This is a genomic window from Thalassotalea sediminis, from assembly GCF_030295915.1.
GTDB classification, from domain to species: Bacteria; Pseudomonadota; Gammaproteobacteria; order Enterobacterales; family Alteromonadaceae; genus Thalassotalea_C; species Thalassotalea_C sediminis.
The window spans coordinates 661,155-680,145 of the sequence record NZ_AP027361.1 but is presented as its reverse complement, the minus strand read 5'-3'; the positions used below and the strand labels follow the sequence as shown (position 1 = coordinate 680,145).

Sequence of the window (18,991 nt, the reverse complement as noted above, 5' to 3'; positions counted from 1 at the left end):
ATTGACACCATACAGGTGAATAAGCGCTACAAACAGAAATCTCGAAAATATTGTTGCGAGATTCTATATTCGCGCATGAGTTGCCATTTCTTATAGATATTCTTAGCTTTTTCGCTTCGAATAAAGCGACAAAAAGTCTTATCCCAATGCGCCTTTAGTTTCGAACCTCTTTCTGACATAGAAAAAGCGGCGTGAATTTGTAGATAACCTACGGGTTTATTAGTTAAATTTCCCCCTTGAGAAACAGTGTTTCGCTGATAAGAGGTAAAAAAAGAACCTTCTGAGTCAACAATATAATCAGTACGCCCATGAAGAAGTTTATTTACTGCTTGTTTTCTGGTGTCAACTTCTGACATTGAGAAATCCATCGCAGGCAAATAACGTTTAAAAGGTTTAGAAAGCCCTGCAATAAACGTAATATGCTTGTTTTGTAGACTCGACACATTCTGCCACTTACTTATATTAGCTTTAGAAAAAATAGCCAACAAAACGTCAACATCGTGAGGTAATTCAGAGTACTGGAGGTCATATTGTTCATCTTTCAACATACCTACCATCATATCTGCCTTACCACTTTCCACCAAAGCTACAGCTCTTTTGTATGGATAGGTACTAATATCAAGGTTCGCCCCCATTGACGTTAAAATGGCATGAACAACATCAAACTGTTGGCCAGTGCCATCAGACAATGTATAAGGAGGTAAAGTTTCACCAACCACTCGAATCGATGCGAATTCATCATTATTTTTACTGTTCACAGCTGTGGTAAACATCAAGCAAAGTAGAGTAAATATTTTTATCAATAATCCCACTAACATATCCTTTGTTTTCTGCAAAATTTACAGGTTTTACGATCGAGATCCTCTCTGAATTACTTACTGATTATAACACGCTCATACTGAGATAGTTATCATGTTAAACAGCCAATATTACTCTGGAAAAAATCTAAAAAGACCCGAGTTTTCATAGGTATATTTCTACTGTGATATAGAACAGATAATTGCTGTGCTACTAACGGTTGCGATACCTTCGCCACTTTAATCGTTGAACTACGCGTGCCTATATAATCAGGCAGTTTAACAGCGCCTATGTCTTGTTCGCATGCCTTAACGCGCATTTCTGGACTTGCTAATATCATTGTTGCAGTTGGCTGACGTTCTATTATTCTGCCATTATCACGAAAGTACCATTTCTCATTTTTATCTGCGAGAATAGCCTTAAAGTCGCTTAGCTCATTCATTTGTTTATTATTGGCTTTGTCAGCGATGTAAATTGACTGTGGAAAACTCAACAAAACTTTACTGACCCACTGAGAATCAGGCAAAGCATGTTCGTGTAGCACAAAAACTAAGTCATACTTATGGTCAAATTGAGGCGTAATCCCAGTATAATGCTGACACTGTATTTGTAATTCGGGATATTGCAATGCAAACGTTGTTATTAATTCTCCAATTACTTGATTAAAAAACTCAAGCGGCAATAACAACGTTAATACACCTTTGACATGAAACTGACTATCATAGATAAACTGATCAACCTCCTCCAATGCTGCAATATGAGGCTGACATTGCTTATATAATAGCTGACCTGCATCAGTAAGTTGCAATTTTCGCGTGGTTCTAATCAGTAACTGACTACCCAATTGCTGCTCTAGTAGAAGCAATCTTCGACTAATTCTTGATTTGGGCACCGCTAATTTTTGTGCAGCCTTAGTAAAAGACCCTGACTCAACGATAGCAACAAAAATGCGATAATTATCCAATTGTTCCGTATTTACTAAACTAGCCACACTTTATTCCAAAAATAGAACAGTGTTTTTCATTTAACCCCACTAATAATACAAAAACAAGTCAAATATAATGGCGCCAAGTTAACAATTGAAGGATAAGAGATGAATCAAGTTATTGATGTGACACAAGATGATTTTCAACAGTATGTAAATCAACATGACGGTAAACTACTGGTAGATTTTTACGCACCTTGGTGTGGGCCATGTAAGATGATCGCCCCAGTAATTGACCAAATCGCACAAGAAAATGAAGCTTTAAAAGTCATTAAAGTAAACGCAGACGAAGCGCCAGAGTTAATGGCTCAATACGGCATTCGTGGCATCCCAACGTTACTATTAATAAATAATGGCGAGTTAGTTGACCGTAAAGTGGGTGCAGTATCAGTTACGCAGTTAAATGAATTTATTGGTAAATGATGTTTTCATTAATGTTTACATAGACCTTGATATACAAAGCCCGTTTAACACGGGCTTTTTGATGTTATAAACCAATAAAACTATTCATAAAACCACTGTCAATGATCATCCCTGAATCATCTTTAATGGGCTTAAACAACTCCTCATTGCTGTTAAGCATATTTCTGGCTGCAACATCAATCGCTAAATCTTCTTTTTTAATGTCACTAAGCACGGCTATTTTCTCAGCAAAGTAAAACTGTCGAGCCAACTAAATTAATGAATGAATAAATACAATAGCTATTGCTGTAGGACAAATAAACTTCGTGTACCAAGGCCATATTTTCCAAAACAATGAATGCTCTACATTATCATTGCCAGATTGGATTTCTTTTAAAATTTCGCTTCGCTGCCAGATCCAGCCAACAAATACACAACAAAGCATGGCAATAATTGGTTGTCCATATTCAGTCGCTAATGTTGCGACGAAATCTAGCATAACGCCAAGGTGACTAATAATGCCAACACTCATAAGAAAGATGAAAATCCCTATAAATGTCGTTGCTGCTTTACGCTCAATACCATGACGTTCAACGACATAGGATACCGGTCCCTCTAACATGGAAATGCTCGACGTTAATGCTGCAACAGACATCAAGACGAAGAATGCAAAACCAACAATAAAACCAATATCACCCATCGTATCAAAGAGTGCAGGTAATACCGCGAACACCAGCCCAGAGCCAGAAATTAAACTGCCATCTTCAGCAAAAATCGCAACACCTTGAGCTTGTGCAACATACATTGCAGGAATAATGAGTAAACCAGCTAAAAAGGCAATTGAAACATCAATTAACGTTACTTGAGCCCCTAAAGAAACGAGGTTTTCTTTTTTAGAAATATATGAACCATAAATAACCATTACACTCGTACCAAGTGACAATGAGAAAAACGCCTGTCCCATTGCGCTAATAAGCAAGCCCGGATCTAATACACGACTGATATCAGGGTTTAGATAAGCATTCAGGCCTTCGCTAGCGCCATCTAGCGTAAATACGTAACCTATTAACATCAATAACAAGGCAATGAGCAGTGGCATTAAGCGTTTTGACCACTTTTCAATACCATCTTCAACACCGCGTCGAATGACGAAAACCGTTAAAAACATAAAGCATGCCGTAAAAAGGATATTTCTTGGCAGTGATTGTGCTACAACCCATTCTGCACTTTGCTCTGAACCGATAAAATGTGCAACAGGCTCAATAGCATAAGATATCATCCAACCTGCGATTATACCGTAGAAGCTCAAAATAAGTGCCGCACAAACTACGCCGCCAAAGCCAACTATAAAAGCAAAACGCTTGTGACTTTGTGTACGCGACATACTTTGTAAAGAGGTAACAGCATTGGCTTGGCCATAACGACCAATCAATAATTCAGCCATAAAAGCGGGATACGCTAAGCAAAACGCCAACACTAAATACACTAAAACGAAAGCAGCACCACCGTTGCTTGCTGTTTGTGTAGGAAATCCCCAAATATTTCCCAACCCAACAGCTGAGCCAGCAGCTGCCATTATAAAACCAATGCGAGAACTAAACTCGCCTCGAGAAGTAGCCATGAAAACCTTTCTTTATTGTTATTTATCAATGTTCATTATTAAGGTCTATGTTTACTACCTATGTACTTTCTAACGACCAGCATGTGTGTCTACACAAACTAGCTTTTTAAAAAGTAAATGGTTATTGCTGTTACAAAAGAACACGCTTTAAATACGTGTACACAGCATGCATAAATGCGCACAAAACCTAGACTTCGGCTTAATTTACTTAATCTCGATCAATAAAAACAGCTTTTTGCGTACAAATTCGGCGAATATTTTTATTAAAGATAGATTAGCTGTAAAGGAGACGATACCAATTTGCTCACTTTTCAAACAAATAAAGACACAACGGCTTATGCACATATGCATGTAAGCCGTGATAATGTCATATGAAGAGCTTAATCGCGAAAATTAGTAAATTGAAATGATTGCCCAAGTTCTTGTTCTCTGACCAACTTCATAACCATTTGAAGGTCATCACGCTTTTTGCCGGTAACACGCACTTGTTCACCTTGAATAGCCGCTTGAACTTTAAGTTTGCTATCTTTAATTACTTTAACTATTTTTTTTGCCGTTGGCTGATCAATACCTTCTTTAAAACTGCACGTTGCTGAACACTTTTTACCTGAAAATTCAGGGTCTCCAACAGACATAGACTGCGGATCCACTTTCCGTTTTGTTAATTGATTACGAAGCATATCGACTAATTGCTTGATTTGAAAATCACCTTCAGCAGTCACAACAACATTGGGACTTTTCCAATCAAAACTAGCCTCAACGCCTCTAAAGTCAAAACGTGTACTTAATTCTCGCGCAGCATTTTCGGAAGCATTGCGTACTTCCTCAATATTGATTTCAGACACAATATCCATTGACGGCATAATATTCTCACTCAGTAAAATTTTCATGCATCATAGCAAAAACTAAAATGACTAAAAACACATAATCCATGCATTTTTTTATTGTAAACACATGATATGATAATAGCTTAGCTTTTACATTACTTAGACGCGAAATGAAGAGCCAACAACATCTGCTTTTTTTGCTCATTTTCTTACTCATTATTATTAGCGCAAGCTTCTTTACGGCGGAATTAGACGCAATAATTGTAAGGGGTACAAAAATTGACTCTATTGGCCACATTATTGGCTTTTTTATTTTAACGTGGATACTTAATGGCGTTTTTCGCCTTCCTTTAACCCGCTTAGTTGCGGCGCTTTTTTGTTACGCAGCTCTGACAGAGTTAGGACAATGGTACTTACAATTTAGAAATGCCGAATTTAGTGACTTTTTCGCTGATATTGTCGGTATAACAGCCTATGTTGCATTAAAGTGGATAAAAGTAATGTACTTTCAAAAGAGTTACGTATGAAATTTGTCGTTGTTGGTCAAGGCGCTATCGGTCTGCTCTGGTATTCTCACTTTGTTAAAGCAAACCTTTGGCCTGCATTACTTTGTTCGCCTCGTGCCGACGAGACAATAAAACATATGACCTTAATTGACGATGAAGATCAACAGCACATCTTTTCGTTAAACACAATTAAGCCAGAGAATATGTTCGATGCCGATGTGATCATCTTTTGTTTGAAAGCTTATGACATTTTGCCAGCGTTAAAAGATTACCGGGAAGAGATAAATAGAAATGCTCAAATCATATTATGCCATAATGGTATAATCTCAACACAACCCATTGAAGAGCTCTTTCCTCATCAAACTATATATACGCTGTTAACCACTCATGGCAGTAAAAAACTTGATCGCTTCACGATAAAACATACCGGTAAAGGCCAAAGTCAACTTGGTGAACTGCAACACACCTCGCATAATAGCCGCCAACAGTTAACGGCTATATTAAATAAAGCTTGCCCACAAGTTACGTGGCATGACGACATAAAACATCTACAATGGTTAAAGCTAGCTGTAAACTGTGTGATTAACCCGTTAACAGCGATTTACAATATTAACAATGGCAGCCTATTACAGACGCAGTACCAGTCATTGATTAAAAAGCTTTGTGAAGAACTCGTTATTATTGCAGCAAAGGAAAATGTGGATCTTAATAGCGATCAGCTGATTGAAAATGTTCGGCATGTAGCGAAAGTAACCGAAGAAAACTGCTCATCTATGTTAGCTGATGTCCGCAACGGAACCACAACTGAAATAGAGCACATCAACGGCTATATTGTACATTTAGCAAACAAACATAAACAAACCGTTCCGGCTAACTTATCACTTTATCAACAAGTTAACCGATTAACGACAGTAAAGAACGCTAAATAACGTAATATTAGGGACGATAAACCTTGACGTTTTTAAAGCCATTATCAATTAAATATAATGCTTGTAGCTTACTCATTACACCTTGATCACAATATAAGTAATATTGTTTTGATTGGTCTAAGTCGCCAAACTGCGTGGCGAGTTTAAAAAATGGTAAGTGTTGTACAGCAACATGATCGATGTCTAACGGGTTTTCATCTTCTTCTTCAGGACTACGAATGTCTAGTACTATCGCCGCCTCATCAAGTTCAGAAACTTCCTCAACCGCATGTATTTCTTGCTCGGTTTGCTCACCAATATCTTTAATATCAAAAATACGCGCTTGTTCAACAACTTGATCTAAAATCGAAAAATCGAACTTTTCTTCTTCAGCTTCAATTTTTGCAAGCACAGCTTTTACCGTCGGTTTTTTAGAAATCACACCACAATATTCTGGAATTGTTTTAGCGAAATCTTCCGTACCAATAGCGCGAGCAATATCAATAATATCCTGCTTATCATATGCGGCTAATGGTCGTAAAATTAACGTTTCTGTTACCCGATCAATAACGTTTAAGTTGGTTAAGGTTTGGCTTGAAACCTGCCCCAATGCCTCACCAGTAACCAATGCCTGAATGCCACGTTTCTCTGCAATTTTAGCCGCTGCGCGCATCATCATTCGTTTTAAAATCACGCCCATTTGGCCGTTTTCAATTTTTTCGAGGATTTCAGCAACAACAGGTTCAAAGTCAACAGCAAAGAACTTCACGCGATGAGATGCGCCAAACTTGTTCCAAAGGTAATAGCTCACTTCTTTTACGCCAACTTCATGGGCAGAGCCGCCAAGATTAAAAAAGCAATAATGTGTTCTCGCGCCTTTTTTGATCATTTGGTAACTTGAAACACCGGAATCAAAACCTCCCGACATTAAAGACAAAACATCTTCTTGTGTCGCAATGGGAAAGCCACCTAAACCAACATGGCGTTCTGTTACGATAAATAAGTCTTTTTGTTTTATTTCTAAATGTACAGTTACATCAGGTTTCTTAAGTTTTACTTTTGCTGACTCAACGGCCTGATTCAGTCCGCCACCAACATACTGCTCCACTTGGAGTGAGGAAAAGTCGTGATCACCTGTACGTTTAACTCGCACACAAAACGTTTTATTTTCTAGGTGCTTAGCGTGAACAGCTAATGTTTTTTCGTAAATGTCATGTAAATCAGTAAACGCTCGTTGTTGCACTTCAATTATCATGGCAACACCAGGGATACACTTCAACGTATCAATTAACTGTTGACGATTTTCTTCTGTGTTATTTTTAGTATTAACTTCAATGCTATCCCAATTAACTTTTGAGGTAACTTGCTCATCGACACGACGTAGTACATTTTTAATATTCGATTCAAGAATCTTGGTAAAACGCTTACGTACCGGTCGACTTTTAATGGCGATTTCAGCCTGAAGTTTAATAATAAATCTCATAACAACATACCCAGAATTTTTGTGGCGCGGATTATACAACATGCAAATTAAATGTGCGAAAAAAAAGGATCGCATTGCGATCCTTTCTATTAACGCTTATTTGTTGTTACCTGACATTATGAGTCATTTGATATAATTGACACAGGCTCTGTTTCTTTTGCTTTACCTTGATTGATTGAAATTTCAACACGTCGATTACGACGTCTATTAAGCGCATTATTATTTGGTACCAATGGTTTTGAATCTGCATGACCTGCAACTATCATCCGCGAAGGATCAAAGCCTTCAACCTTGACCAGTTCATGTGCTATAGCAACAGCACGTTTACTTGATAAGTCCCAATTAGAGGTAAACAGCTCTGAGCTAATACCGCGATTATCAGTATGCCCCGAAACCATTATTTCACCGGGCACTGTATTTAATAATTCACCAACCTCTTGAATAATAGGTCGAAATTTAGGTTGCAAAAACGCAGAACCTGATGGAAATGAACCATTTTCCCGTATACGAATAATAATCTGCTGTCCTAGCTGTTCCAGCTCAATCGCACCATCTTGAATTTGCTGTTCAAGCTGCTCAGCTATTTTTTTCACAAGTTCATTCACTTGCTCTTGAGAAGCTTGCTCTAGCTCATCACTTGCTTTTTGTCTGGCCTGAGCAGACATTTCATCAGCCGTACTTTGTGATTGACCTCCACGCTCAGTGCCTCGTTGTTCTTGACGACCACCAGCAGATGTTTCATCACCCGCTTGAAACTCTAGCATTTGTTGTGTCATTTCAACGGTCTGTTGTTGAATCACCTCAATTGGCGTTGGTTCTGGTTTACCTGGTCTAAATTCTTGGGCGATTATGCTCGTGCCCTTAGGAATATCTTTAACTTCAATTTTGTTCTGCACTCCAAAAGCGAATTTCATAGAACCTGCAATTTGCTTAAATTTCAAAACATCCATTTCTGAAAAAGACAACAGTAAAACAAAAAAACACATTAATAACGACATTAAATCAGCAAACGTGCCCATCCATGGAGGAAGACCAGGAGGTGGACATTTACACTCAGGAGGATTCGCCATCTGCTGACTCCCTACTCTTCCGTTGTATCAATAGTTCGTTTACTTTCTGCAAGATAATTTTTCAACAGCCCTTCAATTACGCGTGGGTTTTGACCGTCTTGTATACCTAACACCGCATCAAGAATAAGTTCTTGATTTAACTTTTCTTCAGCCATACGCAGCTTTAACTTATTAGCGATTGGAATTGCAATAACATTTGCTAAGAAAGCACCATATAAAGTAGTAAGCAAGGCTACCGCCATTGCAGGACCAATGGCTTTAGGATCATCCATATTCGATAACATGGCAACTAGACCGATTAACGTACCAATCATCCCCATTGCGGGTGCAATTTCAGCCAAAGATGACAGCATGCCAATACCAGTTTCATGGCGTTCAGTGGTTAAATTAATATCTTTTTGCAGAGTGCCTCTTACAACATCAGCATCATGGCCATCAACAAGCATATCTACGCCTTTTTGCATAAAGGCATTGGATATTTCTGCTTCTTCTAATGCAAGAAAACCACCTTTACGAGCGGCATCAGCCATTTCAACAGATTTTTCAATTAACTCTTCTGGCTTTTCAATTTTAAACATGAAGGCCTTGCCCATGATCTTGCCAATGCCAAAGAATTGACCAAGATTATAGTTAGCAAGAACAACAAACGTAGAGCCACAAAATACGATAAGAATAGATTGGGTATCTATAAACATATTAATATCGCCACCCAATACCATTGCCATGACAACAAACCCAATGGCACCTAAAATTCCTAGTAGTGTAGCTAAATCCACACAAGCCTCCGAAAAAATATTGCTTATTTGCTAGCTTAATAACGATAATAACCTAAGGCGTGTCAATTCGCGAACGCATTATTATCTATCACGAGAATACTTATATTATCGCCCATATTGTCAATAACTTAACAAATATTTTCACTTTATTTTATTGAAAGTAATTTACAAGCTCAGTTGAACAAAGTTTACAGCTAAGGTATCTTGCGCCTTACTTATTAAAACGCGCGGTTTAAGCAAGGTCATGGCACGTAAAAAAATTGAAAATCTAAATTTTGAGGACGCTTTAAAAGAGCTCGAAATTATCGTTGAACAACTTGAAAAGGGTGAATTGAATTTAGAAGACTCAATGACGTTATTTGAACGTGGGTTATCGTTAAGCCAGGTGAGTCAAAAAAAACTAAAAGATGCTGAACAAAAAGTGCAAATTTTAATGCAAAGACAAGAAAAGTCTTCATTAGAAAATTTCGAATCAAAAGAGTAACACGCGCGTGAAAGACCTTTCAGGATTACCTCAATATCAAGAACGCGTTGATCAATACCTGACTAATGCACTAGATGCCATCATTGTAAATGATCAAAAATTGCATGATGCAATGCGCTATGGCTTGCTTATTGGAGGCAAGCGAATGAGACCTTACTTAGCTTATATTGCCGGCGAAGCGCTTGGTGCCTCAACTGAGGATATCGATGGCGTAGCGGCAGCTATTGAATGTATTCATGCATATTCATTATTACATGATGATTTACCCGCGATGGATGATGATGACTTGCGCCGTGGTCGACCAACTTGTCATAAAGCCTTTGATGAAGCAACGGCAATATTAGCGGGTGATAGTCTGCAAACGTTAGCGTTTGATATTCTTGCCAATCATGCTTTTTCGGCATTTGCAAAAACAAAACAGCTTACGTTAATAAAATTGCTTATTAATGCAGCAGGTTATCAAGGCATGTGCGGAGGGCAAGCACTCGATCTTTCTGCAACCAATAAAAATGTAGCCATCGATGCGTTAGAAAATCTGCATCACTTAAAAACCGGTGCATTATTACAAGCTTCGGTGTTAATGGCGGCCGAATGTGCACCAAATGTAAAACCAGAAGATAAACTGGCATTGAAAGAATACGCACAACACGTAGGTTTAGCGTATCAAGTTCGAGACGATATTATTGATATCACATCAAGTGATGAAGAGCTTGGTAAACCAGCAGGTTCAGACCTTGCAGCTAATAAAAGTACCTATCCTTCCTTGCTTGGTTTACAAGGCGCGCAACAAAAAGCTGATGACTTGTTTCAACAATCACTTCAAGCTTTGGCCAGATTACCTTACAATACGCAAAATCTGTCCGATTTCGCGACATTTATTATCCAACGAACTAGCTAGGTTGTATTAAAACGAACAACTATGACGACGAACCTAAACGATTATCCGTTATTATCAAAAATTGACACGCCTGATGACTTACGTCAGTTATCACAAGATCAACTGCCTAAGGCCAGCGAAGAATTGCGTCGTTATTTGCTGAATTCTGTCAGTAAAAGTAGCGGTCATTTTGCTTCAGGACTTGGCACAATAGAATTAACAGTTGCGCTGCATTATGTTTACAATACTCCTTTTGATCACCTTATTTGGGATGTTGGTCACCAAGCCTATCCTCATAAAATATTAACAGGCAGACGCGATCAACTTCATACCATCCGTCAAAAAGACGGTCTACACCCTTTTCCTTGGCGTGAAGAAAGTGAGTATGACGTGTTAAGTGTAGGCCATTCCAGTACATCTATTTCTGCTGCATTAGGCCTTGCTGCCGCGGCAGAAAAAGAAGGTAAAAATCGTAAAGTCGTTGCAGTAATAGGTGATGGTGCCATGACAGCGGGTATGGCATTTGAAGCCTTAAACCATGCTGGCGACATTCACAAAGACATGTTGGTCATTTTAAATGACAACGAAATGTCAATTTCAGAAAATGTTGGTGCGTTAAACAACCATTTAGCCAAAATGTTATCGGGAAGCTTTTATACTGGATTTAGAGAAGGTAGTAAGCGTTTACTTAACAACATTCCTCCTATCAAAGAGCTAGCGAGTCGCGCTGAAGAACACCTCAAAGGCATGGTCGTACCCAGTACCTTTTTTGAAGAGTTAGGGTTTAATTATATTGGTCCAATAGATGGCCACGATGTAACGGGTTTAGTCGATACGATAAATAATATGCGCGGTTTAAAAGGCCCGCAAATTCTGCATATTGCCACAAAAAAAGGTAAAGGATTTCAAGCAGCAGAAAAAGACCCAATTAAGTACCATGCGGTTCCAAAGTTTAACCCGTCTGAAACAGGTCTACCAAAGAGTGCCCCAAGTCTTCCAACCTATTCACAAATATTTGGTGATTGGCTGTGCAAAATGGCAGCAACGGATGACAAACTAGCCGCAATAACACCCGCCATGCGAGAAGGCTCTGGTATGGTTGAGTTTAGCCAACGTTTTCCCGACAAATATTATGATGTTGCTATTGCAGAGCAACATGCTGTCACATTTGCCGCAGGCTTAGCTATTGGTGGTAACAATGCCATCGTTGCAATTTATTCCAGTTTTTTACAACGTGGCTACGATCAGCTTATCCACGATATTGCTATTCAAAATTTACCTGTGCTCTTTGCCATTGATAGAGCTGGCATTGTTGGCGCAGATGGGCCAACACACCAAGGTGCGTTTGATCTTAGCTTTATGCGCTGTATTCCAAATTTAGTTATCATGGCACCATCGGACGAACGAGAATGTCAATTGATGCTTACAACCGGCTATAAAGCACAACAACCTACTGCAGTTAGATATCCAAGAGGGAATGCTATCGGTGTTGAACTACCAGATTTAACAGAAACTATTGAGATAGGTAAAGCAAAGCTCATTAAGCAAGGCGAAAAAATAGCGATAGTTAATTTTGGCACTATGTTGGTAGAATCAGAAAAAGCAGCTACACATTTTAACGCCACACTTGTCGATATGCGTTTTGTAAAGCCCCTTGATAATAAAATGTTAGATGATATGGCGCAACAACACGACATTATCGTGACGGTTGAAGATAACGCTATTTCAGGAGGGGCTGGCTCAGGCATTAATGAATATTTGCTCAGTAAACGAGCAAACGTTAGTATTTTAAATATTGGTTTACCTGATCAATTTATTAAACACGGTACGCAAGCGGAAATTCATCAAGAACTCGGATTAGATGCAGCAGGTATTATTGAAAAAATAACAACGTTTAATAAATAACTGCTAATCATTACATAATAATGGCTGTGCATCGCTGTTCAGCCATTAGTTTTTAGCCCCAAATTCGCTACTTATCACTATTACCACATACTTAATATTAAGGCGCAGTACGATTAATAATCGTTATTGAGCTTGATATTCATTTGCCTCTTAATATTTAAACGCTATTTCTAACAACAGTGCATGAAATGTGTCTTCTCATTGCCACATTTACAGAGTTTTTTGTATTAACTGAGTAAATAACTAGACAATACGCTAATACACACGTTATAAAAAACAAAAACAATAGAGAAAAATAATGCGTATATTCATATTTATCGTCTTTTTTACCTGTCATTTATTGCTCGCAGTACAGGCAAAAGAAGTGCAACCTGTTCAATCAAAAATCGAGACTATTCATCAGAAATTTGAGCAAGGTTCATTATCAAGTGAGCAGTTGGTCAAAAATTACCTTGAACGAATTAAACACTTCGATCAGCAAGGGGTAAATTTAAACTCAGTTTCGCAAATTAATTCACACGCAATAGAACGTGCTAAAGCATTAGATAAAGCTTACGAAAAACAGGGCTTAACAGGACCGCTACATGGAATTCCTATCTTATTAAAAGACAATATTGATACAACAGATAACATGTCAAATAGCGCGGGTTCTCTTGCCCTTGCCAATAATTTTCCTAAAAACAATGCGCATCTAGTCGATCAGTTAATAAAGGCAGGTGCCATTATTCTCGGTAAAACGAATTTGAGTGAATGGGCAAACTTTCGATCTACGTCTTCATCTAGTGGTTGGAGTAGCCTGTATGGTCAAACAAAAAATGCACATGACGTAACAGCAAGTCCATGCGGTTCGAGCTCAGGCTCAGGCGTTGCAATTGCCGCTGACTTTGCTGTTTTAGCCGTAGGCACTGAAACAGACGGCTCAGTTACCTGCCCTTCTGCAATCAATGGTATTGTTGGTATAAAACCTACATTAGGTACGATCAGCCGTAGCGGCATCATTCCTATTGCTCACAGCCAAGATACTGCAGGCCCTATGGCACAAACGGTAACAGATGCCGTTATTATGCTTAGTGTTATGGTTGACGTTGATAATCAAGATCCTAAACCAGTTGCGTCTAAAATAGACTATGTTAAACACCTTAAAAAAGATGGGCTTGCAGGAAAGCGTATCGGTGTAGTTAGAAACCTAATGGGCTACCATAAGCAGCTAGACGAAACCTTTGAACAAGCGCTAAAGGATTTAGCAGCACAGGGAGCTACCATCGTTGATGATCTCACATTTGACAACAAGAGTGACTGGGGTGGCAATGAGTTTGAGATTTTACTTTATGAGTTTAAAGCGGATTTAAATAAGTATTTAACTAACACTACCAATGACATACCTAAATCACTGAAAGCAATTATTGAATTTAATCAAAAACACGCGGATAAAGTCATGCCTCACTTTGCGCAGGAAATTATGCAGATGGCCGAAGCAAAAGGTAATTTATCTGAAAATGCCTATTTAACAGCGCTGTCAGCAGCAAAAAAAGCGACACAAGAAAACGGCATTGACAAATTACTCACACAGCATAAAGTTGACTTACTTATTGCCCCCACAACAGGCCCTGCATGGAAAATAGACCATGTAAATGGTGATCATTACCTTGGCGCAGCATCAAGTGCTCCGGCAATAGCTGGATACCCTCATATTACTGTTCCTATGGGGTTTGTTAAGCATTTACCTGTTGGTATCTCTTTTATTGGTGGATTTCTTCAAGAAGGTAAACTCATCGAAGCCGCCTATAGCTATGAGCAAGCAACCCAACATAGACGCTCGCCTAAATTAGGTAAGTAAAATACATTTAAAACAATTGATTGTACATAACCATAAGCTTTGATAGCTTATGGTTATCTTCCCTAACGAAATTGTTATGATTAGAGCACATTGAATTTAATAGTAAAAAGTTGGATTTTAGGGATAATACTATTCATCACAAGTGCCAACTCAGAGGCAAAGGAAACCATTATTTGGCGAGTGTTAGACTGGCCACCATTTTATATATTGCATGGTCCAGATAAAGGACAAGGGATTTATGACGTAATCCTTAACAATATCACCGCGAAAATGCCACACTACCATCATAAAAAAGTGGTGATGAATACCCAACGGTTATTGGCGGAATTTGCAAAAAAAACCAAGGTTTGTTCAGCGTCTGCACTCGCTAATACCCCAGCAATATTATCGAAAGTAAATAGCTTTTTATTACCGCACCAACTTATTTATCATAAAGACGACTTTCCTAGTTTTTCTCTGCAAGCGTCAATTTCACTGACTAGGCTACTTAAAAATGAGAAAATAAAACTCGGTATTGCAACGCAACGGTATCCACAGATAATCAATGATATTATTCAAAAAAATCAAACGAATACAAATATATTGCGACAAAACAATTACAATAGTTTAGTCCGCATGTTTTTTCGTCGTCGTTTTGATGCGTTAATCGAATATCCACCTGTGATCAATTATTCAAAACATCAACTAGGTTTGTCACTTAATAGCCAAAGCATCGCGATAAAAGAAATATCATCGCTTAAGTATTTATCGGTTCATTTTGCATGTTCAGACAGTCCATGGGGGAAAGACGTTATCAATGCCATTGATCGGTTATTAGTACAAGAAGCAACTTCTGAAAACTATTTGCCGTCACGATTGCGTTGGTATGAACGGAATGATAAAGACGCATTGAAAACCTATTATTTAGACCATTATCTTAACGATAAAAAAACGCCTTCACTCGTCACTAAAACAACTGAAGGCGAATTCGATAAATAACGTGTTAGGTTGCGTTACTCATTAATATATTCAACAACCTCTAAGCCAAAACCCGACAATGAGTGATACTTAACTTGCGAGCTCAATAAGCGCATTTTACCCACGCCCAAATTAGCTAAAATTTGTGAACCTACACCAACATTTCTCGAACCGATATGACGCTGAACTTCTTTTACCTCTTCTCCTGCATCAAGTTTGGCATACTTTTGTACTTGGGCAATAAGTTCATCCGGCGATTCATGCTTACCGAGCAACACTAAAACACCACCTTCACTGCCAATACGTTTAAGGGCATCGCCAATTGGCCATTTTGCAACACTTTCTCGTTGACTAAACAACAAATCTCTAAAGGTATTTTCCAAATGAACTCGCACTAACGTTGGTTTATCATGCTCTATTTCTCCCTTTGTTAAAGCGAAATGAGCTTGTCCATCTATCGTGTCTTTAAACACTGTCAAATCAAATTCACCGAACGCTGTTGGTAACTTGCACTGGGAAACACGCTCGATTGTTGTTTCGTTAGCATTGCGATATTCAATAAGATCTGCAATTGTGCCCATTTTAATACCATGACGTTCAGCAATAATTTCTAAATCTGGACGGCGCGCCATGGTGCCGTCTTCATTTAATATCTCAACAATCACAGATGCGGGCTCTAATCCAGCCAACCGAGCAAGGTCTACGCCAGCTTCGGTATGGCCGGCTCTATTAAGCACACCACCATCTTTTGCCATTAATGGAAAGATATGACCTGGTTGAACAATTGAATGTTGATTAGCATCCTTGGAAACTGCGGCTAAAACTGTTTTTGCACGATCTGCAGCTGAGATACCGGTCGTAACACCTTCGGCCGCTTCAATTGAAACAGTAAAATTGGTTGAGAATTGTGCGTCATTTTTACTAACCATTAATGGCAGGTTTAATTTTTTACAACGTTCAATTGTCATCGGCATGCAAATTAATCCACGGCCATGTGTTGCCATAAAATTAATCGCTTCAGGTGTGACAAGCTCCGCTGCCATGATGAAATCGCCTTCATTCTCGCGATCTTCATCATCCATAAGGATAACCATTTTACCCTGTTTAATATCGTCAATTAGCTCCTGAGGAGTATTTAAGTTCATGACAGCCTCTTAATTTTTAATAAAACCACTTTGACGCAATAGAGATTCAGTCACGCCAGATGCATTTGTTTGATTGCTGTTTTGTTTTAACAACAAGCGTTCGATATAACGTGCCATTACATCAACTTCAACATTGACATAACTTCCCTGGCGGTAGTTTGGCATAATAGTTTGCTCCGCTGTATGAGGAACAATTGTTAACCTAAATTTGTTCGCTTCAAGCGCGTTTACGGTTAAACTTACACCATCAATCGTAATAGACCCTTTTTCAGCAATATAGGGGGCAATTTCTTCCGACATTTCTAGCCAATAATCTGTGCTATTACCAGTGTCATTGATACTTTCAATCTTTGCTACGGCATCAACATGTCCAGAAACAATGTGTCCACCAAACCGTGTCGTTGGTAACATCGCTTTTTCTAAATTAACACGTTGATTAACTTGATAGTGTGCAAACCCAGTTCGTGATAATGTTTCAGTCGATACGTCAGCGCTAAAGCTTTTCGCGTCAAAAGCAATTACTGTTAAGCAAATGCCGTTGGTGGCAATAGAATCTCCGAGCTTTACATCAGCCATGTCTAATGCACCAGTATCTATTACAATACGAGCGCCTTGTGCACTCACCTGTAATTGCTTAATCGTGCCTATCGCTTCAATAATTCCAGTAAACATTTTATTTCTCTAATTCTAGGTTTCACGGTTAAAATTCGCCACGATTTTAATATCGTGCCCCACCATGGCAACGTCTTTAATAACTAACGATTTTGCTTGTTTTAACGTGTCGACATGAGGAAAATTAACGAGTCCTTTACCTGCATGACCAAGCAACTTAGGTGCTTGATATAGTACCAGTTCATCAACAAGACCTTGCTCAATAAACGCCCCAGCGAGTTGCATACCTGATTCAACGAGTATGTCATTCAGCCCTTTTTCAGCAAGGGCTTTTAATGCTGCATCAAGATCAACATATTGACCACATTGTGATTTCGGCAAGATAATATGTTCAACAAAATGAGGCCATTGGTGGCTGTTTTCAAGTTGAGTCGTTAAAATGACAATTGGTGCTTCGATACTAAAAATTGCCAACGCTGGCGATAAACGGTTTTTTGAGTCAATGATCACGCGTACCGGTTGTCGCACATCTTTCTCTTGGTATTGATGTTTCAAACTGCCTAATTCTGCCCATCTTACCGTCATACGAGCATTATCATGTAAAATAGAGTCAGCACCACTGACAACAGCACAACTTTGAGCTCTAAGTCTCTGAACATCGCTACGCGCAGCTTGTGAGGTTATCCATTGACTCTCACCTGAAGCCATAGCGGTTTTTCCATCAAGACTTGCTGCTAACTTACAACGCACATAGGGTCGCCCTTTTGTCATTAAAGAAATAAAACCTACGTTGAGTGCCTTGGCATCAGTCTCCAGTAAACCTTGTAAGGTTTCTATCCCCGCTTGCGCCAGCATAGCAAGGCCATTACCTGACACTTGCGGGTTTGGATCGACCATCGCTGCAATCACTTTCGTCACACCTGCCTTAATTAAACCTTGCGCGCAAGGTGGTGTTCTGCCGAAATGAGAACACGGCTCTAGTGTTACATACGCGGTAGCGCCTTTTGCCATTTCTCCTGCTTGTGCCAACGCATTTACCTCAGCATGCGCATGGCCTGCTTGTTGATGCCAACCTTCACCAACAACTTCATCATCCTTAACGATTACACAACCAACACGGGGATTAGGTGACGTTGTGTATACCCCCTTTTTAGCGAGCACGATTGCTCTCGTCATATAGCGATAGTCTGCTTGCGAAAAGGTCTTAGTCATATTAATTGTCATCACCTAGTCGAGCGATTTCTTCGCCAAACTCCCGAATGTCTTCAAAAGAACGATATACCGAGGCAAAGCGTACATAAGCAACTTTATCGAGTTTTTTAAGTTGTTCCATAATTAAATTACCTAACATTTCACTCGATACTTCTCGTTCGCCTGTTGCACGTAATTTGGATTTTAATCGATTAATGGCTTTTTCTGTTTGCTCTACGCTTACCGGGCGCTTTTCCAAAGCGCGCATTAAACCAGAACGAAGCTTTTCTTCATGATAAGGCTCTCTCGAACCGTCACGTTTAATAATACGCGGCATAACAAGCTCTGCCATTTCAAAAGTAGTAAAGCGCTCTAAACACGCAATACATTCACGGCGACGCCTAATTTGATGTCCGTCAGCGACAAGGCGTGAATCGATCACCTTTGTTTCAGTCGCCGTGCAAAATGGACAATACATGGTTGTTCCCAATGAGAGTTTAATAGTAGGTTATTTTAAAGGAATTTAAGAATGAAGTAACTGACAAATAATAAAAAAGCCCAAAGTTTCCTTTGGGCTTTTGTAAACAATAACATTCAGAAAGATAGT

The 18,991-nt window shown here is 39.0% G+C and carries 20 protein-coding genes; 8 read left to right on the top strand and 12 right to left on the bottom strand.

Features of this window, described 5'->3' with window-relative positions; all coding sequences use genetic code 11:
• Positions 1 to 26: 26 nt before the first annotated feature.
• Complete coding sequence (locus QUE09_RS03095; RefSeq protein WP_286234742.1) at positions 27 to 812, bottom strand: substrate-binding periplasmic protein; 786 nt, start codon at positions 810 to 812, stop codon at positions 27 to 29.
• A gap of 98 nt (positions 813 to 910) precedes the next feature.
• Positions 911 to 1,789, bottom strand: coding sequence for a LysR family transcriptional regulator (locus QUE09_RS03090; protein ID WP_286234741.1), 879 nt, complete (start codon positions 1,787 to 1,789; stop codon positions 911 to 913).
• 102 nt (positions 1,790 to 1,891) lie between these two features.
• Between QUE09_RS03090 and trxA the strand changes: the two genes are divergently transcribed.
• On the top strand, positions 1,892 to 2,206 hold the full coding sequence (gene trxA, locus QUE09_RS03085; protein ID WP_286234740.1) for a thioredoxin: 315 nt from the start codon (positions 1,892 to 1,894) through the stop codon (positions 2,204 to 2,206).
• A gap of 64 nt (positions 2,207 to 2,270) precedes the next feature.
• On the opposite strand, the gene QUE09_RS03080 is transcribed toward trxA, so the two are convergent.
• The 3 genes from QUE09_RS03080 to QUE09_RS03070 form a co-directional block, all read right to left on the bottom strand.
• Entirely contained in the window at positions 2,271 to 2,420 is a 150-nt protein-coding gene (locus QUE09_RS03080) for a hypothetical protein (protein ID WP_286234739.1), read from the bottom strand.
• Positions 2,421 to 2,456: 36 nt separating this feature from the next.
• A complete protein-coding gene (locus QUE09_RS03075; RefSeq protein ID WP_286234738.1) occupies positions 2,457 to 3,806 on the bottom strand; it encodes a sodium-dependent transporter in 1,350 nt (449 codons plus the stop codon).
• 380 nt (positions 3,807 to 4,186) lie between these two features.
• Positions 4,187 to 4,669 (bottom strand): YajQ family cyclic di-GMP-binding protein, encoded by a 483-nt coding sequence (locus QUE09_RS03070; protein ID WP_286235872.1) that lies wholly within the window; start codon positions 4,667 to 4,669, stop codon positions 4,187 to 4,189.
• 134 nt (positions 4,670 to 4,803) lie between these two features.
• Here QUE09_RS03070 and QUE09_RS03065 point away from each other — a divergent pair, with 134 nt between their 5' ends.
• Both QUE09_RS03065 and QUE09_RS03060 read left to right on the top strand, forming a co-directional pair.
• Positions 4,804 to 5,160: a VanZ family protein gene (locus QUE09_RS03065; RefSeq protein ID WP_286234737.1), complete on the top strand. Its 357-nt coding sequence runs from the start codon at positions 4,804 to 4,806 to the stop codon at positions 5,158 to 5,160.
• Entirely contained in the window at positions 5,157 to 6,068 is a 912-nt protein-coding gene (locus QUE09_RS03060; protein ID WP_286234736.1) for a ketopantoate reductase family protein, read from the top strand. The genes QUE09_RS03065 and QUE09_RS03060 overlap by 4 nt, the downstream gene beginning before the upstream one ends.
• 7 nt (positions 6,069 to 6,075) lie before the next feature.
• Here QUE09_RS03060 and thiI read toward each other — a convergent pair whose 3' ends face one another.
• The 3 genes from thiI to pomA form a co-directional block, all read right to left on the bottom strand.
• The gene (gene thiI / locus QUE09_RS03055; protein ID WP_286234735.1) at positions 6,076 to 7,530 is read right to left on the bottom strand and encodes a tRNA uracil 4-sulfurtransferase ThiI; all 1,455 of its coding nucleotides are present in this window, start codon (positions 7,528 to 7,530) and stop codon (positions 6,076 to 6,078) included.
• A gap of 116 nt (positions 7,531 to 7,646) precedes the next feature.
• Positions 7,647 to 8,600, bottom strand: coding sequence for a flagellar motor protein MotB (locus QUE09_RS03050; RefSeq protein WP_286234734.1), 954 nt, complete (start codon positions 8,598 to 8,600; stop codon positions 7,647 to 7,649).
• Between the two features lie 11 nt (positions 8,601 to 8,611).
• Positions 8,612 to 9,376: a flagellar motor protein PomA gene (gene pomA / locus QUE09_RS03045; protein WP_286234733.1), complete on the bottom strand. Its 765-nt coding sequence runs from the start codon at positions 9,374 to 9,376 to the stop codon at positions 8,612 to 8,614.
• A gap of 244 nt (positions 9,377 to 9,620) precedes the next feature.
• Between pomA and QUE09_RS03040 the strand changes: the two genes are divergently transcribed.
• The 5 genes from QUE09_RS03040 (at position 9,621) to QUE09_RS03020 (ending at position 15,457) form a co-directional block, all read left to right on the top strand.
• Positions 9,621 to 9,860, top strand: coding sequence for an exodeoxyribonuclease VII small subunit (locus tag QUE09_RS03040; RefSeq protein WP_286234732.1), 240 nt, complete (start codon positions 9,621 to 9,623; stop codon positions 9,858 to 9,860).
• Between the two features lie 7 nt (positions 9,861 to 9,867).
• Positions 9,868 to 10,758 (top strand): (2E,6E)-farnesyl diphosphate synthase, encoded by an 891-nt coding sequence (gene ispA / locus QUE09_RS03035; protein ID WP_286234731.1) that lies wholly within the window; start codon positions 9,868 to 9,870, stop codon positions 10,756 to 10,758.
• A 21-nt stretch (positions 10,759 to 10,779) separates the two neighbouring features.
• Entirely contained in the window at positions 10,780 to 12,642 is a 1,863-nt protein-coding gene (gene dxs / locus QUE09_RS03030) for a 1-deoxy-D-xylulose-5-phosphate synthase (RefSeq protein WP_286234730.1), read from the top strand.
• A 298-nt stretch (positions 12,643 to 12,940) separates the two neighbouring features.
• Positions 12,941 to 14,479, top strand: coding sequence for an amidase (locus QUE09_RS03025; RefSeq protein WP_286234729.1), 1,539 nt, complete (start codon positions 12,941 to 12,943; stop codon positions 14,477 to 14,479).
• Between the two features lie 90 nt (positions 14,480 to 14,569).
• Positions 14,570 to 15,457, top strand: coding sequence for a TIGR02285 family protein (locus QUE09_RS03020; protein WP_286234728.1), 888 nt, complete (start codon positions 14,570 to 14,572; stop codon positions 15,455 to 15,457).
• 14 nt (positions 15,458 to 15,471) lie between these two features.
• On the opposite strand, the gene ribBA is transcribed toward QUE09_RS03020, so the two are convergent.
• The 4 genes from ribBA to nrdR are packed head-to-tail and all read right to left on the bottom strand — an operon-like array spanning position 15,472 to position 18,862.
• Positions 15,472 to 16,581: a bifunctional 3,4-dihydroxy-2-butanone-4-phosphate synthase/GTP cyclohydrolase II gene (ribBA, locus tag QUE09_RS03015; protein WP_286234727.1), complete on the bottom strand. Its 1,110-nt coding sequence runs from the start codon at positions 16,579 to 16,581 to the stop codon at positions 15,472 to 15,474.
• A 9-nt stretch (positions 16,582 to 16,590) separates the two neighbouring features.
• On the bottom strand, positions 16,591 to 17,253 hold the full coding sequence (locus QUE09_RS03010; RefSeq protein ID WP_286234726.1) for a riboflavin synthase: 663 nt from the start codon (positions 17,251 to 17,253) through the stop codon (positions 16,591 to 16,593).
• 15 nt (positions 17,254 to 17,268) lie between these two features.
• Positions 17,269 to 18,405 carry a bifunctional diaminohydroxyphosphoribosylaminopyrimidine deaminase/5-amino-6-(5-phosphoribosylamino)uracil reductase RibD gene (gene ribD, locus QUE09_RS03005; protein ID WP_286234725.1) on the bottom strand — a complete coding sequence of 379 codons (1,137 nt, stop codon included), beginning with the start codon at positions 18,403 to 18,405 and terminating at the stop codon, positions 17,269 to 17,271.
• A 1-nt stretch (position 18,406) separates the two neighbouring features.
• Complete coding sequence (nrdR, locus tag QUE09_RS03000) at positions 18,407 to 18,862, bottom strand: transcriptional regulator NrdR (RefSeq protein WP_074500347.1); 456 nt, start codon at positions 18,860 to 18,862, stop codon at positions 18,407 to 18,409.
• Positions 18,863 to 18,991 lie beyond the last annotated feature (129 nt).

Excerpts from the sequence above, each read along its gene's own strand:
- ribD (WP_286234725.1), bottom strand. The coding sequence starts at position 18,405 with ATGACTAAGACCTTTTCGCAAGCAGACTATCGCTATATGACGAGAGCA.
- QUE09_RS03075 (WP_286234738.1), bottom strand. The coding sequence starts at position 3,806 with ATGGCTACTTCTCGAGGCGAGTTTAGTTCTCGCATTGGTTTTATAATG.
- nrdR (WP_074500347.1), bottom strand. The coding sequence starts at position 18,862 with ATGTATTGTCCATTTTGCACGGCGACTGAAACAAAGGTGATCGATTCA.
- QUE09_RS03060 (WP_286234736.1), top strand. The coding sequence starts at position 5,157 with ATGAAATTTGTCGTTGTTGGTCAAGGCGCTATCGGTCTGCTCTGGTAT.
- thiI (WP_286234735.1), bottom strand. The coding sequence starts at position 7,530 with ATGAGATTTATTATTAAACTTCAGGCTGAAATCGCCATTAAAAGTCGA.
- QUE09_RS03040 (WP_286234732.1), top strand. The coding sequence starts at position 9,621 with ATGGCACGTAAAAAAATTGAAAATCTAAATTTTGAGGACGCTTTAAAA.
- QUE09_RS03050 (WP_286234734.1), bottom strand. The coding sequence starts at position 8,600 with ATGGCGAATCCTCCTGAGTGTAAATGTCCACCTCCTGGTCTTCCTCCA.
- QUE09_RS03065 (WP_286234737.1), top strand. The coding sequence starts at position 4,804 with ATGAAGAGCCAACAACATCTGCTTTTTTTGCTCATTTTCTTACTCATT.
- dxs (WP_286234730.1), top strand. The coding sequence starts at position 10,780 with ATGACGACGAACCTAAACGATTATCCGTTATTATCAAAAATTGACACG.
- QUE09_RS03070 (WP_286235872.1), bottom strand. The coding sequence starts at position 4,669 with ATGCCGTCAATGGATATTGTGTCTGAAATCAATATTGAGGAAGTACGC.
- trxA (WP_286234740.1), top strand. The coding sequence starts at position 1,892 with ATGAATCAAGTTATTGATGTGACACAAGATGATTTTCAACAGTATGTA.
- ribBA (WP_286234727.1), bottom strand. The coding sequence starts at position 16,581 with ATGAACTTAAATACTCCTCAGGAGCTAATTGACGATATTAAACAGGGT.
- QUE09_RS03025 (WP_286234729.1), top strand. The coding sequence starts at position 12,941 with ATGCGTATATTCATATTTATCGTCTTTTTTACCTGTCATTTATTGCTC.
- QUE09_RS03010 (WP_286234726.1), bottom strand. The coding sequence starts at position 17,253 with ATGTTTACTGGAATTATTGAAGCGATAGGCACGATTAAGCAATTACAG.